Origin of the sequence: Robertmurraya sp. FSL W8-0741 (assembly GCF_038004005.1) — a bacterium.
GTDB classification, from domain to species: domain Bacteria; phylum Bacillota; class Bacilli; order Bacillales; family Cytobacillaceae; genus Robertmurraya; species Robertmurraya siralis.
Map to the genome: position 1 here is coordinate 2,478,350 of NZ_JBBOQG010000001.1, position 15,135 is coordinate 2,493,484.

The 15,135-nt window shown below is 38.0% G+C and carries 13 protein-coding genes and 1 riboswitch; of the genes, 10 read left to right on the forward strand and 3 right to left on the reverse strand.

All coding sequences use genetic code 11. The features are described 5' to 3' along the window. The first annotated feature begins 217 nt into the window (after positions 1 to 217). Entirely contained in the window at positions 218 to 1,402 is a 1,185-nt protein-coding gene (locus NST02_RS12025) for an aminotransferase-like domain-containing protein (protein ID WP_095306297.1), read from the forward strand. 136 nt (positions 1,403 to 1,538) lie between these two features. Here the strand turns inward: NST02_RS12025 and NST02_RS12030 are convergent, their stop codons facing one another. After that, the gene (locus tag NST02_RS12030; protein ID WP_095306296.1) at positions 1,539 to 1,967 is read right to left on the reverse strand and encodes a cell wall hydrolase; all 429 of its coding nucleotides are present in this window, start codon (positions 1,965 to 1,967) and stop codon (positions 1,539 to 1,541) included. A gap of 342 nt (positions 1,968 to 2,309) precedes the next feature. Here NST02_RS12030 and NST02_RS12035 point away from each other — a divergent pair, with 342 nt between their 5' ends. Then, on the forward strand, positions 2,310 to 3,587 hold the full coding sequence (locus tag NST02_RS12035; RefSeq protein ID WP_137743095.1) for an MFS transporter: 1,278 nt from the start codon (positions 2,310 to 2,312) through the stop codon (positions 3,585 to 3,587). Between the two features lie 304 nt (positions 3,588 to 3,891). On the opposite strand, the gene NST02_RS12040 is transcribed toward NST02_RS12035, so the two are convergent. Continuing rightward, a complete protein-coding gene (locus tag NST02_RS12040) occupies positions 3,892 to 5,058 on the reverse strand; it encodes a pyridoxal phosphate-dependent aminotransferase (RefSeq protein ID WP_137743094.1) in 1,167 nt (388 codons plus the stop codon). An 81-nt stretch (positions 5,059 to 5,139) separates the two neighbouring features. Between NST02_RS12040 and NST02_RS12045 the strand changes: the two genes are divergently transcribed. The 8 genes from NST02_RS12045 to NST02_RS12080 all read left to right on the forward strand — a co-directional run bounded on the left by NST02_RS12045 (position 5,140) and on the right by NST02_RS12080 (position 14,725). After that, positions 5,140 to 5,949, forward strand: a complete 810-nt coding sequence (locus NST02_RS12045) for a carbon-nitrogen family hydrolase (RefSeq protein WP_095306293.1) — start codon at positions 5,140 to 5,142, stop codon at positions 5,947 to 5,949. A 105-nt stretch (positions 5,950 to 6,054) separates the two neighbouring features. Further along, positions 6,055 to 6,160: riboswitch (SAM riboswitch) on the forward strand. 298 nt (positions 6,161 to 6,458) lie between these two features. Continuing rightward, positions 6,459 to 7,472: a methionine ABC transporter ATP-binding protein gene (locus NST02_RS12050; RefSeq protein ID WP_137743093.1), complete on the forward strand. Its 1,014-nt coding sequence runs from the start codon at positions 6,459 to 6,461 to the stop codon at positions 7,470 to 7,472. Next, positions 7,462 to 8,133 (forward strand): methionine ABC transporter permease, encoded by a 672-nt coding sequence (locus tag NST02_RS12055; RefSeq protein WP_095306291.1) that lies wholly within the window; start codon positions 7,462 to 7,464, stop codon positions 8,131 to 8,133. Before NST02_RS12050 ends, NST02_RS12055 begins: the two co-directional genes overlap by 11 nt. 51 nt (positions 8,134 to 8,184) lie before the next feature. Further along, positions 8,185 to 9,015, forward strand: coding sequence for a MetQ/NlpA family ABC transporter substrate-binding protein (locus NST02_RS12060; RefSeq protein WP_095306290.1), 831 nt, complete (start codon positions 8,185 to 8,187; stop codon positions 9,013 to 9,015). 61 nt (positions 9,016 to 9,076) lie between these two features. Beyond that, entirely contained in the window at positions 9,077 to 10,168 is a 1,092-nt protein-coding gene (locus NST02_RS12065) for an iron-containing alcohol dehydrogenase family protein (protein ID WP_095306289.1), read from the forward strand. 344 nt (positions 10,169 to 10,512) lie between these two features. Continuing rightward, positions 10,513 to 11,181, forward strand: coding sequence for a TetR/AcrR family transcriptional regulator (locus NST02_RS12070; RefSeq protein ID WP_095306288.1), 669 nt, complete (start codon positions 10,513 to 10,515; stop codon positions 11,179 to 11,181). A 424-nt stretch (positions 11,182 to 11,605) separates the two neighbouring features. Beyond that, a complete protein-coding gene (locus tag NST02_RS12075) occupies positions 11,606 to 13,945 on the forward strand; it encodes an ABC transporter permease (protein ID WP_321177890.1) in 2,340 nt (779 codons plus the stop codon). A gap of 18 nt (positions 13,946 to 13,963) precedes the next feature. Continuing rightward, entirely contained in the window at positions 13,964 to 14,725 is a 762-nt protein-coding gene (locus NST02_RS12080; protein ID WP_095306287.1) for an ABC transporter ATP-binding protein, read from the forward strand. 151 nt (positions 14,726 to 14,876) lie between these two features. Here the strand turns inward: NST02_RS12080 and NST02_RS12085 are convergent, their stop codons facing one another. Continuing rightward, the gene (locus tag NST02_RS12085) at positions 14,877 to 15,134 is read right to left on the reverse strand and encodes a DUF3006 domain-containing protein (protein WP_095306286.1); all 258 of its coding nucleotides are present in this window, start codon (positions 15,132 to 15,134) and stop codon (positions 14,877 to 14,879) included. Between the last annotated feature and the right edge of the window lies 1 nt (position 15,135).

The window sequence follows — 15,135 nt, forward strand, 5'->3', positions numbered from 1 at the left end:
TTGGAGCCCATGATCATTTCTTCAGTCATTTTGCCGAAGAGTGGAAAAAAACTCTTGAAACAAGGAAACTGTAGGTATATGATAAGAGAAAATATTTCAACATACAGATAATTTAAATAATTATCAAAAGAGTAGCGATTTCCCGTTATTGACAAAAGCGAAATCGACTCATCGAGTTGAATTTTTAGCCGATATTTTAAAAAAGGAAGGGACCCAAATGGATTATTCATTCTCAGAGCAAACAAAGCACTTTAAATCATCTGCTGTGCGAGATATTTTAAGTGTCATACAACAAGGAAATGTTATATCTTTTGCAGGAGGGCTGCCTTCTGATGATTTCTTCCCGATTGAAGCAGTGCAAAGTGCATATGAAAAAGTGTTTGCATCTGGACGCTCATCATTGCAATACGGTTTAACAGAGGGATTTACTCCACTGAGGGAAGCTATACAGACTGTGATGACGAAAAAAGGGATTACGTCAACAGTTGAGAAGACTTTATTAACAACGGGTTCCCAGCAGGTAATAGATTTATTTTCAAGAATCATGCTCGCAGAAGGCGATGTTGTCCTGACGGAAGATCCTACCTACTTAGCTGCATTGCAGGTTTTCCGCTCCTATGGAGCAAAGGTTATTGCCGTAAAGGGAGACGAAAATGGAATGGATCCGCATGATTTAGAAGAAAAAATGCGCGTTTATCAGCCGAAATTTGTTTATATTGTCCCGACTTTTTCGAATCCGGAAGCGAAAATTTGGAGCACTGAAAGACGGCAAAAATTAGTCGAGCTGTGTTATCAATACCATGTTTTAACATTGGAAGATGATCCGTATGGAGAATTAAATTTTACCAATGATACTTTTGAGCCTATCGCCTCTTTTGATGAAAAAGGAAGTCATATACTGTATACGAGTACATTTTCCAAAACAGTTGTTCCAGGGCTAAGAACTGGTTGGGTAACTGGTCCAGACGAAGTGATTGCGATGATGTCACAGGCTAAACAAATGACTGATCTGCATTCGAGTTCCATTGATCAACAAGCACTTTTTTATATTATGAGAGATTTCGACTTGCAAAGTCATATTGAAACTTTGCGAAAAGAATATTATATTCGGATGACGATTATGAGAGACTTTTTAAATAAGCTTGATCGGGGATTATTTAAATGGAAGGAACCAAAGGGCGGTATGTTCATGTGGATTGAAGGCGATGAAAAGCTTGATGCTACGAGTCTCCTCGGAGAAGCGGTTAAAAATGGCGTCGCATATGTTCCTGGCACTCCATTTTATGTGAATGAGCCTAAGCTTAACACCTTCCGATTAAATTTCAGTCATTCTACACCGGATAACATTAAGCTTGGAATGGATCGTTTAGTTTCTGTATTGACAAGACAAGTAACTGTTTAATGAAGAAAGAGTCAGTTCATATATGCTGACTCTTTTTTTGCCGATTGTTCATTTTGCTATCGATTGTTCTGTGAAACGATATTGCTAGAATTATACGTAATGATCATTTTGGATTATGTTTGTCTTCAGTACCTCTTTAAAATGTGTTATAAATATTTTCACATTCTTCTGCTGTTGGCTCATAGAAACAGTGGAGCTTGAATCTGCCAGCAAGCGGCTGATTATACCATTGAGGTGGACAGTCACCCGGAGGTCTAAAGTACCATAAACTAAATTTCGATGGCCACACGCGCTCTCCGGCAATGGCTCGCCGGGCTAATTTTCTCTCGACCTCTCTTGCGGGTTGGTAAAAATATCCTTTTTGTGTTGCCTCAAAAGCATGTGGTTGATAGATCATTTCAGAAATGGTTCGGATTCCTTCAAAATCTGAACAATTTCCTCTTATGCGATTAATCCCCACATTTCCAACCATTAGCATTCCATCAAGACCTTCACCCTCAGCTTCTGCTCTAAGCAGTCTTGCTAACAAATCAATATCTGCATTTGTTGCTTTTACAACTGCCATCCTCTCACCCCCGGAGTATTCATACACCTATCCTATTCAAATTTTTAGTGATGTTTCTTGAAAAATGCAGACTGCTGAAATTCCGGTGTTAGAAGTGAATAGAAAATTTGAAATAAATTTACAATAGTAGCTATCTTAATCATAAATAATAGTAGTACAATGGGAATATGGTTAATCCATTTCTTTAATCGGGAAATACAAGGGAAATGAATTATTTGTGGCATTAAAGACTGACACTTTATTGCAGTTTGGGGACCATCTTTCTAATTGGAATTGGAACAAAAGTAAATTAAAGGGCAGAGATGAACAAATGATTAAAGAGCTATCAAAAGGGGGATTAAAGTGGAAAAAAAATACAGCATTCCTGAAAGAAGTTGGGCCCTTTACGATTGGGCAAATTCGGCCTATACACTCGTGATTGTGACAGCCATTATGCCTTTATACTTTAAGTCTGTTGCGACTGAAGCAGGAATTTCGGCCACAACTTCAACCGCTTATTGGGGTTATGCAAACTCGATTGCTACATTAATTGTTTCGATTTTGGCTCCTATTTTGGGAACAATTGCAGATTTTAAAGGATTTAAGAAACGCTTCTTTGTCTTCTTTACTACACTCGGGGTTATTTTTACCTTGTTGTTAGCTGTAGTTCCTTCAAATCAATGGTTTATTTTATTAATTTTCTTTGTGCTTACATCGGTAGGATTTGCTGGTGCCAATATCTTTTATGATGCCTTTCTCGTCGATGTAACAACGGAAGATAGAATGAATAAGGTTTCTGCCCATGGCTATGCTATTGGCTATATAGGAAGTACAATTCCATTTATTATTTCTATTGCTATTATTATACTTGCCCAAGAAAGCATCATCCCATTATCGGTCACGGTAGCCAGTCAGATAGCTTTTGTGATTACGGCATTATGGTGGGGGATTTTTACGATTCCCATGCTAAAGAATGTGGAACAGAATTATTATGTGGAGAGGGTTTCCAATCCAGTTAGGACAAGTTTTAAAAAGCTATTACAGACGTTTAAAAATATTAAAGTGTATCGGCCATTATTTCTATTTTTATTAGCTTATTTTTTCTATATTGATGGAGTTCATACCGTAATTAAAATGTCGACTGCTTATGGTTCTGATTTAGGAATTAGTTCTTCTACACTTCTCATTGTTCTATTCGTCACTCAAATCGTGGCAGCTCCTTTTTCGGTTATTTTTGGGAAGTTTGGCACAAAATACGGGGATAAAAAAATGATTATGGTTGGCATCTTCATTTATATTTTTATCTGCTGCTATGCTTTCTTCTTAGATTCCGCGTTAGATTTTTGGGTTTTAGCAATGCTTGTTGGAACAGCACAAGGAGGAATTCAATCATTAAGCAGGTCATATTTTGCAAAACTGGTACCGAAGGAATCATCTAATGAATTTTTTGGATTCTACAGCATTTTTGGCAAATTTGCTGCAGTAGCTGGGCCTGTTCTCTTGGGAATAACCGCTCAAATTACCGGAAATACCAACTTTGGAGTTTTCAGTCTTGTAGTATTGTTTATTATCGGGGCTTTAATTCTCCTTCGAGTACCTAATCCAGAAGAAGTGGCACTAGATCAAGGTATAGGAAAATAAAAGTCACTCTTTTTATGAGTTTCTAATGTAGAAAGAGATGTGTTAATCCGCTAAATGGTTATGAACTCTTTGCTTTTTTTCAGAATAGCGTAGCCTCTCCCATGCCTGAACGAAAGGAAATGGCTAAGGATGGAATAAAGGATCATTTCTAAAAAAAACTGGTCGGGGATAATTTGAATTGCTAGTCTGATTTGGAAGCAGAAAAAACGATTGTTGGATTTATTGTTAGTAACCAGACATTTTTTTAGCTTGAATAAATGGAAAACAGCAAAAAAGCTCAGACTCGCTCTGAGCTTTTCAACAATTATTGAAAGATTTCGAGCTTGCCAATTCGCTTTACTGCCTTTACGAGCAGGTCTTCGTCAACAAGGAGTCCTACACGTACATAGCCTTCACCGAATTTGCCAAAGCCATTACCTGGTGCCACTACAACGTCTGCTTTTTCAAGCAGAAGCTCAGCAAATTGTTCGCTTGTATAGCCTGTCGGAACTGGTAACCAAGCAAAAAAAGAACCAGCGGGTGCCTCTACTTTCCAGCCGATTTCCTGACATGCTGCAATCAATGCGTTCCGTCGTTTCTCATAGCGGGCAACTAGCTCGACTACACAAGTTTGTTCCTCTGTTAATGCTGAAACAGCAGCCTTCTGGATTGCTGGAAATAAGCTTACATAAAGATGATCCTGAATGAGGTTTAATGCTTCTATAATTTTTGCGTTGCCGACTGCAAAGCCCACACGCCATCCAGCCATATTATATGTTTTCGATAATGTGTACATTTCAATTCCAATATCCTTTGCTCCTTCTGCCTGAAGAAAGCTTACTGGTTTTTTGCCATCAAAGCCAATTGCCCCATAGGCAAAATCATGAAGAATGGTTATTTGATTTTCTTTGGCAAAACGAACGGTCTCTTCAAAAAACGCCAGATCGGCTGTAGCTCCAGTTGGATTATTGGGATAATTTAAATACATCAGCTTTGCTGCCTCGACCTGTTCTTTGGCAATCGATTTAAAATCAGGTAAAAATTGATTTTCTGCTTTAAGTGGGAATAAACGATAATCTGCATTAGCAAGCACAGCACCTGAAAGATAATCAGGGTAGCCGGGGTCAGGAAGAAGCATGAGCTCACCTTCATTTAACAAACAGAGAGGCAATTCGACAAGACCAGTTTTAGTACCAAAAAGAATGGCCACCTCTCGATTAGGATCGATTTCAATTCCATATTGGGTTTGGTAGAAGTGGGCAGCAGCTTCTCTTAATTCCTGTAGTCCGCGAAAGGGTGAGTATTTGTGCATATTCGGATCCTCCGCTGCATGCTGAAGTGCTTTCACAATATGACTTGGGGTCGGCTGATCGGGATTGCCTTGGCCTAAATTGATGATATCTCTGCCTTCTGCTAATGCTTTATTGACTTTCTCAACAAGATTAGCAAAAAATTGAACGGGTAGTTTTTTTAATCTTTCGGAATATTCCATATGTTCCACCTTTAAAAAGTATTTGCGATTTTATATCAAATTCTATAATCTTTAAATAAAAATGTCTAGAGGGAGGCAAATATGAAAATTGCATGTGTGCAAATGAATATCGAATTTGGTGAACCGATAAAAAACTTTGCTGCTGTTAAACGCTATATAGAAGAGGCAGCAAATAACGGAAGTGATACGATTGTGTTACCTGAGATGTGGAGCACAGGCTATGCTTTAACTGAGCTTAATAGAATAGCAGATGAGAATGGAGAGAAGACGAAACAGTTTTTACAAAGTCTTGCTTATCAACATCGAGTAAATATTGTTGGGGGATCTGTTGCAACAAAGCGAAGTGAGCGATTCTATAATACGATGTATGTGATAGATAAAGGAGGAAGCGTTGTTTCTGAATATGATAAAGCTCATTTGTTCAGGCTGATGGACGAACACCTTTATATGGAGCCCGGACAAAAGCTGAACCGATTTCAGCTTGACGACGTCGAATGCGCTGGAATCATCTGCTATGATTTGAGATTTCCTGAATGGATTCGTACCCATATATTACTAGGTGCAAAAGTAGTCTTTGTTCCTGCAGAATGGCCGAAAAAGAGAATTGATCATTGGCAATTATTACTACAGGCAAGAGCAATCGAAAATCAATGCTATATTGTCGCCGTTAATCGTGTCGGAACTGATCCCGACAATGAATTTAATGGACATTCAATGATCATAGCCCCATGGGGGGAGCTCCTCGTCACGAACGAAGAGGAAGAAGGTATTTTTTACGCGGAAATTGATATGAAGGAAGTGGAAGATGTGAGGCAAAGGATTCCCGTATTTGCAGATAGACGTGAGGAATTGTATTCTCTTAAAAAAAGTTTTTTTCATGAAACGGATTGATATCCACGATGTAAGCGCATTACATAAAAAAGGATAGTAAATTTACTATTGACAGAAAATTTGTCCACTAGTATTATCTAAATTACATTCTAATTAAAATTTTCAAACTTATCCAGAGTGACCGAGGGACATGGCCCTATGACGTCCGGCAACCCCCTATTTTGGGAAGGTGCCAATTCCTGCAGAATGTTTACATTCTGAAAGATAAGTCGAGATATAGTATTTCGATGCGTCTTTCAGTAGAAAGGCGCATTTTTTAATGGTTTAGTAGACTATTCCGTGATGTTGCCTACTTGTAATAAATATTCTTTCAAACTTCAGGTTGTTCCGTTCGAGAATTGCTACCGCAGGTTCATATTTCCTTTTGCGAAAGAGAATAGGCCGTTATTGTTTATCCGTTGATTAATATAATGAAAAGCTGCTAGAGGATGATTTTAAGCAGTACTAATTTCAATTTTAATTGCTCCGAAGGCGATTCTTACTAAGTAGGTGAAGAATGGGGTATGTGTATGATAGAAATTCAAAATCTTTCAAAAATATATAAAACAAAAAAGGGCGAAGTTAATGGTGTTGATAATGTCTCACTATCCATTGAGAAAGGTGAGATCTATGGGATTGTCGGCTATTCAGGTGCTGGCAAGAGCTCATTGCTCCGCTGCATTAATTTACTAGAGCGACCAACGTCTGGACATTTAACAGTTGATGGAGTAGACCTTACTGTGCTACGTGGTGAACCTTTAAGATTAGCTCGCTTAAAAATCGGAATGATCTTTCAACATTTTTATTTAATTAGTCAGAAAACAGTCTATGAAAATATTGCTTTTGCTTTAAAGGCAGCAAAGGTGCCCGCCAAAGAAAGGATAGATAGAGTGGAGAAGCTTCTTGAAATGGTTGGGCTTTCCGATAAACGGGATGTTTATCCTTCACAGTTAAGTGGTGGACAAAAGCAAAGAGTAGCAATTGCAAGAGCATTAGCCAACAATCCAAAAGTATTGCTTTGCGATGAAGCGACATCGGCTCTTGACCCAACCACAACAAAATCAATATTGAATTTGCTTAAGAAAATCAATCAAGAATTAAAGATCACTATTGTCTTAATCACACATGAAATGAATGTAGTGAAAGAAATTTGTAATCGTATGGCAATTATGCAGGAAGGAAGAGTCGTGGAAGAAGGGGCTGTTTACAATATTTTTGCCAGTCCGAAAACAGAGCTTGCCAAGGAGTTTATTGCGAGCGTAGTGTCTTATGATATTCCTGAAACGATTGCGAATAGCTGTGAAGGCCCGCTCGTAAAGGTGACGTTCCGCGGAAAAGTAGCAGGGGAAGGTGTTATTTCAGATACCTTACAACAATATCAGGTTAAGGGAAATTTTTTGCATGGTTCTATTGAGTACATTCAAGATTTACCGCTTGGCATTTTTGTAATGGAATTAAAGGGCGCAAAGGAAGAAATTAAACAAGCGCTAAAATATATTGAAGAGCGTGACGCACAGGTGGAGGTGTTGCGAGATGGGGTTTGATTTCGGACATTTCGTCGAACTTTTACCAGATATTAATACAGCCTTTCTCCAAACGATTTACATGATATCGATTTCTCTTGCCGTTGCTGTCATTGTTGGACTTCCAATTGGCATCCTTTTGTATATTACAGATAAAGGGCTGTTTTGGGAAAATCAAGCTGTTCAAAGTATGTTAGGATTTATCGTAAATTTAGTTCGTTCGATCCCTTTTATCATTTTATTAGTAGCGCTGATTCCACTCACTAAAGCTATTGTTGGTACTCAAATTGGTCCGGCAGCGGCAAGCGTCTCCCTTTCGGTTGCAGCCATTCCTTTTTTTGCACGCATAGTAGAAACGGCGTTAAGAGAAATTGATAAAGGTGTTATTGAAGCGGCTATTGCGGCTGGAGCGACACCGTGGATGATTATTAAAGATGTTCTACTTTTAGAAGCAAAGTCAGGGATTATCTCTGGAATTACGTTAACACTTATTAGTTTAATTGGTTTTTCAGCGATGGCTGGAACTGTTGGTGGTGGGGGAATCGGGGATTTGGCCATTCGATTCGGCTATTATCGTTATGATAATACGATCATGATTGCGACAGTCCTTATTCTCGTCATCTTAGTTCAGGTGATTCAAATCCTTGGTGATTTTATCGCAAAAGTTGTTGATAAGAGATAGCATATATAACGATATAAAAGAAATCTATGAGAGAGAAAGTGGGAAGAAAAAATGAAAAAATGGTTAAAATTAACGTTTGCCTTGTTTGTATTAGGTTTTCTAGCAGCATGCGGGAACAATGATTCAAATTCTGCTGGAGAAGGTGAAGAAACAAAGGAAATTCAAATTGGGGCAACAGCAGGTCCATACAGTGATATGCTAAAGAAGGCAATTATCCCGGGTCTTGAGGAAAAAGGATACAAAGTTAAGGTGATTGAGTTCAGCGACTATATTCAACCAAACAATGCATTGGATAATGGTGATATTCAGGCAAATCTGTTCCAACATACGATCTATTTAGAAAATTTTGCGAAAGAAAATAATATGGATTTAACAGCATTAATCACAGTTCCAACTGCACCTATGGGAATATACTCTAATGAATTTACAACGATTGAAGAAATTTCTGACGGTGCAACGATTACGATTCCCAATGATCCAACCAATGCAGCACGCGCATTTAATACACTTCAAGAGGAAGGATTAATTATTCTTGATGAAAAAGCGGACCCGTTAACAGTTTCTGAAAAAGATATAATTGAAAACAAGAAAAATCTAAAATTCGAACCAATTGAAGCTGGACAACTTCCGCGCTCGGTGGAGAGTGCTGACCTTGCCGCAGTTCCAGGAAATTTTGCTCTTGCTGCAGGTATGGATTTATTAAGTGCTTTAGCATTAGAGAATATGCTTGATTCATATCGCAATGTAGTTGCTGTGAAAACTGAGAATAAGGATGATCAGCTTGCAAAAGACATTGTCGAAATTGTTCAATCTGATGCGTTTGAAAAGGTGATCGATGAAGAGTTCCAAGGTTTTGGTAAACCAGAGTGGATGAATGAATAATGTAATTGTTTGACCCACTTCGAAGAGAGTGGGTCTTTTTATAGAGGAAGGAGGACACTTTATGCAGTCATTTTCCGTACACGGAGCACCAAGTGAGTATATTTTACAAGAGGGAGCTCTTGAGCTTCTTGAAGGAAAGCTTGTGGAGAGAGGACTTAAAAATATCCTCGTTGTTCATGGCGTGAAGTCGTGGAATGCAGTTCAGCCATATTGGCCAATGTTATCAAAAGTTGTTTATCAGGAGCATACTTATGGCGGGGAGTGTTCTTTAGAAGAAATAACCGAACTAGCAAAGGCTGTACAAAAGCATGCTTTTGATGGGGTAGTCGGTGTTGGCGGAGGAAAGGTACTCGATTTAGTGAAAGCAGTTTGCGATATGACTCATACTCAAGCAATTTTAGTTCCGACACTTGCATCCAACTGCTCACCATGGACACCCCTTAGTGTATTATACGATCAGACTGGTGCTTTCATCAGATATGACGTTTATCCCATCTGTGCTAGTTTAGTCTTAATAGAGCCCAATATTTTACTTCATGCCCCAAAAGCAATGTTTATCGCAGGAATTGGCGATACACTGGCAAAATGGTATGAAGCTGATGTGCAAATGGAAAGATTACCCAATAAACCGGTTCCATTGCAAATATCTCATTATACTGCATTGCAGTGTAAAAATCTTCTCATGGGACATTCAGAAGGAGCGATTAAAGCGGTTAATAATGGCATGTTAAATGATGATTTCATTAAAGTTGTTGAGGCAATCATCGTTTTAGGGGGAATGGTTGGAGGCTTTGGTGACCACTATGGGCGTATTGCTGGTGCCCATTCCATTCATAACGGCTTAACTGCGTTAGTTGCAACCCATCATATTTTGCACGGTAATAAGGTAGCATATGGCATTCTTGTACAGCTTGTTTTAGAAGGTAAACAACATGAAATTGAATTATTGCTTCCATTTTATCGCCGACTTGGCTTACCGTATTCACTTAAGGAATTAGGAATTCAAGAAATAGAGGACGATATCGTTACTATGATCGCCGAAAAATCTACATTAAAAGGAGAATCCATTCATGTTTTGCCGATCGGAATTATTGATGCAGATATGGTTAAAAAGGCCATATATGAGTTAGAAACAGTGATTACGAGGAAATGAGCAAATTGGGTAGAAAAATTTCCATTCTGATCGTGAAATTTTGTCGTTCACAGTGAAGCTTTTGATAGAAATTGCTGAAAATAACATCAAGTCTGGCGGAAATGAGCCAAATAAATAAAAAAACCTGGATAAGTGCGGACTGTGTTTTGCAATTTCTCCAGGTTTTTTCGTTTAACTCGTTTAGGCTGTTTATATTCACAAATTCAGTTAAGTACGCATCAGAATTCTTTTTGGGTAATTGTAAACGTTTAGTTAAAACTTAGTAAAAGCTCTTGATTATTATGGGCATAAAGATTATGATTTCATTAGACCGACGGTCGGTCTAATGAAAATGGAGGGTGAAAATGAGAATTTCGAAACCACATGATGAACGTAGAAATGAAATATTAGATGCTGCTGAAATGTTATTTACGATGAAGGGTTATTCAAAGACGACCGTGAATGCCATTTTGAAAGAAGTTGGGATAGCCAAAGGGACCTTTTATCACTATTTTCAATCGAAGGAAGAAGTCATGGATGCTGTTGTCCAACGCTTTATTGATAGTGGGGTGAATATGGCAAAATCGATTGCTGCCAAACCAGATTTAAAGGCACCAGAAAAGCTCTTTCAAATTCTTATGGCTCAAAGAACAGATTCGGCCCGCAAAGAAGGCATGATTGAAGAGCTGCATGAGGCAAATAATGCAGAGATGCATCAGAAAAGCCTTGTTGAAACGATTCAACAATTAACCCCAATATTAACGAAGGTGATTGAACAAGGGATTGCGGAGGGATGCTTTTCAACCCCTTATCCAAAGGAAACAATCGAAATTTTATTGGTCTCTTCTCAGTTTTTATTTGATGAGGGAATCTTTGGCTGGCAGTCGGATGAACTTCTGCAGAAAGTGGTCGCTTTTGTTTATATCGTTGAAACAACATTAGGAGCAGAAAAAGGAAGCTTTAATTATCTGTTAGAGATGATGATGCCGTTGAATATGACGGAAGATGGAGAGGATGAAAACCACTCTTTATAAATGGGATGGTCAGCATGTTGGAATCAATTATCGTTGTGAAGGATTTTGTTAAGAAGATGGCAACTTTGCTGAAGTGAATAAAGGATGGGGTTAAGAGGTTTTGTAAGCCGAACAGAGCGGGGAAAATTACGACGATACATTCACTTTCTACTATTTCTGAGAAAACCTCAGGTTTTTTAACGATTGATGGAAAGGGTCTTTCAGGGGAAAAGAAGCTGTTCGCAACAATTAGCCTTTCAGGTGAACAGTTTTATCATCACTCCACAGCTAAGTATTATAATTGTTTTTCTATTTGGTCTAATATGTTTATTTCTTGCGACAACCACTTTTTTGTAGGTGGACTTCATGTTGATGGATCGCTCAAATGTGCAAAAGGATATTTTCCAGCAATAGATTTTTCTTGAAAGAGGAAGGGAGAAACTCGGTGCTTCTAAAAATATTACGAAGAGATTTGCAAAAGAAGAAAAGCATTACGGGTGTTTTATTTTTATTTGTATTTCTTGCAGCTATTCTTATTGCCTGTGGAACAGGAATGATTAGTAAGTTATTTCAGTCGATGGACTATTTATTTATGAAAGCAGAAACCCCTCATTTTGTACAGATGCATGCAGGAGAAATAAACAAGCAGGAAATAGAGGAGTGGGCAATGAATCATCCGCTGGTGAGCAAGCAGCAAACGGTAGAGATGCTTAACATCGATGGAACAAAGCTATTGCTTGGAAATAAGCAGGAGCCTGAAATAAACAGTGTCATGGATATAAGCTTTGTGAAACAAAACGACACATTTGATTATTTACTCGATCTGGAAAATGAACTCATTCACCTTTCTTCTGGTGAAATTGCTGTCCCTATTTACTATATGGTGCGTGATCATTTGCAAATAGGTGATGAAGTGAGCATTATAAATGGGACTGAAAGGATTACATTTACAATCTCTCATTTTCTCCGTGATTCACTTATGAATCCTTCCATGGTTCATTCGAAGAGATTTTTAGTTAGTGATGAAGATTATCAACTATTGAACACCCATATAAAAGAGAGCGAGTATTTAATCGAATTTCTGTTAACAGATATCAAGCAATTGAATAATTTTAGCCAGTCTTATCAGGAATCTCCATTGCCAAGCGGCGGGCCCACTCTTGATTACCAAACTTTTAAAATACTAAATGGTCTTACGGAGGGTATTCTGGCAGTTACGATTATTTTTATTAGTCTACTGCTTATCGTTATCGCTGTTTTATGCTTAAGGTTGACGATATTGGCAACATTGGAAGAAGACTATCGGGAGATTGGCGTTATGAAAGCGATTGGAATCAATCAAGCATACATGAAAAAAATATATTTGAGTAAATATGTGGTCATTGCAGCGGCAGCGTCCATGTTTGGCTATCTCGTATCCCTATGGTTCAGCCCGTTGTTTACACAAAATATGGCTACTTATTTAGGGTTGGCTCCAAGAAATATTGTCGATTATGGCACTCCTTTTGTTGCTGCTCTCTTAATATATATTTTTTGCATCGCCTGTTGTCGAATGACGTTAAGAAAATTTAGTCATATCAGTGCAGTAGAGGCGCTTCGGGCTGGGAAGACGGGCAGTATATCAAAAGGACAGAGCATTCTTCCTATTTATAAAAATCGGTTCGTTCCTATCAATCTTTTGCTAGCAATAAAGGATTTATGTAACAGAGGAAGAATTTATCTATTATTATTTGTTGTTTACATTATCTGCACCTTTATCATGATTGTACCCGTGAATTTTTTGAATACAATACATTCTTCCAGTATCATCACCTATATGGGAATAGGACAAAGCGATTTAAGGATTGATCTCCAGCAGTCTGAAGATATGAGCGCACGATTTGGCGAAATTCTCACCTATATTGAAAAGGATGCTGATGTTGAAAAATTCACTCCACTAGTAGTAAAGCGGCTGAAAGTAGTCGGTAGTGATGGACGATTGGAAAACATGAATGTCGAGACAGGAGATATGTCCCTTTTCCCATTGGAATATTTAAAAGGAAATTTACCGAAAAAAGAAAATGAAATTGCCCTATCGTATTTAAACAGTGAGGAGTTAAAAAAGGACGTTGGAGATATTCTCCAGCTAGAGGTCGATGGAAAAATGAAAGATTTGATTGTAAGTGGCATTTATCAAGATATAACAAATGGCGGTCGAACTGCAAAAGCGATTTTTCCAACTAATCATGAACAAGCGCTATGGTATGTTATTAGCTTAAATTTAATGAATGATGTGGATGTCCCAGATAAGATGCAGGAGTATTTAAAAGTTTTTCACCCGGCTAAAGTAACAGATATAAAAGGTTACTTAGCAGAAACGTTAGGCGATACAATTGAACAGTTAAGACTGTTAACGATTATAGCGATTGTCATTACATTAGGAATCTCTATTTTAATTTCAACACTTTTTGTGAAAATGATTGTTGTGAAGGACTCATCACAAAATGCTATATTGCGAAGCATCGGATTCTCGTTAAGGGATATTCAAGGGCAATATGTTATTCGATTACTTGCGGTTTTATTTGCAGCAATCATATCTGGAACGATTTTAGCAAACACTGTTGGACAGAACTTTGTCAGCGCACTATGGTCAATGATGGGTGCTGCAAGAATTGAGTTTGTAATTAATCCTGTTCATGCGTATCTTCTTTGTCCATTTCTTTTATTAGTAGCTGTTACGGTCACAACATTCATCAGTACTAACTCAATTGCAAACAATAAAATTTCTGAAATGAATGCAGATTAATCAGGAGGGAAGTGAAGAATGAAAACGATACTGGAAGCGAAGGAACTTAGTAAATTTTCGGATGATAAGGAAAGCGGTCAAATATTAAAAACAGTGAACCTTCAGGTAAAAGAAGGAGAATTTGTTTCGATTATGGGTCCTTCGGGCTCTGGAAAATCAACATTACTCTACAATATAAGTGGAATGGATAAAGCATCTGAAGGAAATGTAATTTTAGATGGAGAGGAAATAGCGTTGCTATCTGAAAAAGAGTTGTCAAGATTACGTTTAAATGACATGGGGTTTATTTTTCAGCAAATCCATTTATTAAAAAATCTGTCCATTTTCGATAATATTGTTTTATCTGCTTATTTGGCGGAAAAGAATAGCCGAGAACTGATAAATAAAAGAGCGATTGAATTAATGAAAAAAACAGGAATTCTCTCGCTGAAAGATCATGCTATCACTCACGCTTCTGGAGGGCAGCTGCAAAGAGTTGCCATTTGCCGAGCGCTTATTAATCAGCCCAAGATTATTTTTGCCGATGAGCCAACCGGTGCGCTAAATTCAAAAGCAGCAGCGGAAATCATGGAACTTTTAATTGAAATCAATCAGACAGGGACTGCTATTTTATTGGTGACACATGATTTAAAAGTTGCGGCGAAAACAGAGCGGGTTCTGTATATGTTAGATGGAAATCTAGTCGGAGAAAAGAAGCTCGGGAAATATCAATTGATTAATAAGGAGCTGCGCGAGAGAGAAGAAGTGCTTTCGCAGTGGTTAGCAAAAATGGATTTTTAATAAAATCTCTTTTAATCATGACATAGGTGGACCTTGTGAGGTGAGTGCATTCACATATGTCCACCTTTAAAAAATTGGAGGCGAGCAAACGATTTGTGAATGAGTTTTACGTCCATATTTGCTAAAAATATAACTGGTTTACCTAGCATTTCTATTTTTTGAATTTACTTTCCTTTTTCTTAGAACGAAGTTGAGCCATTAGGTGATTGACAGATTTTTTGGCCGAGTTTGTACTTTCATCGTCCAGTTCCATTTTTATTATTTCATTATTTTCTAACGTCAACGTTAGCCACATTCCTGGAGAAGCTCCAGTTGGCAGCTGGTCGATCGGCTTTATATGCTGTTTCTTACTTTCTTCAAGTAAGAGCACAGCAAAGCTTTCTTCAAAGCGATCAATATAGGCTTTCATA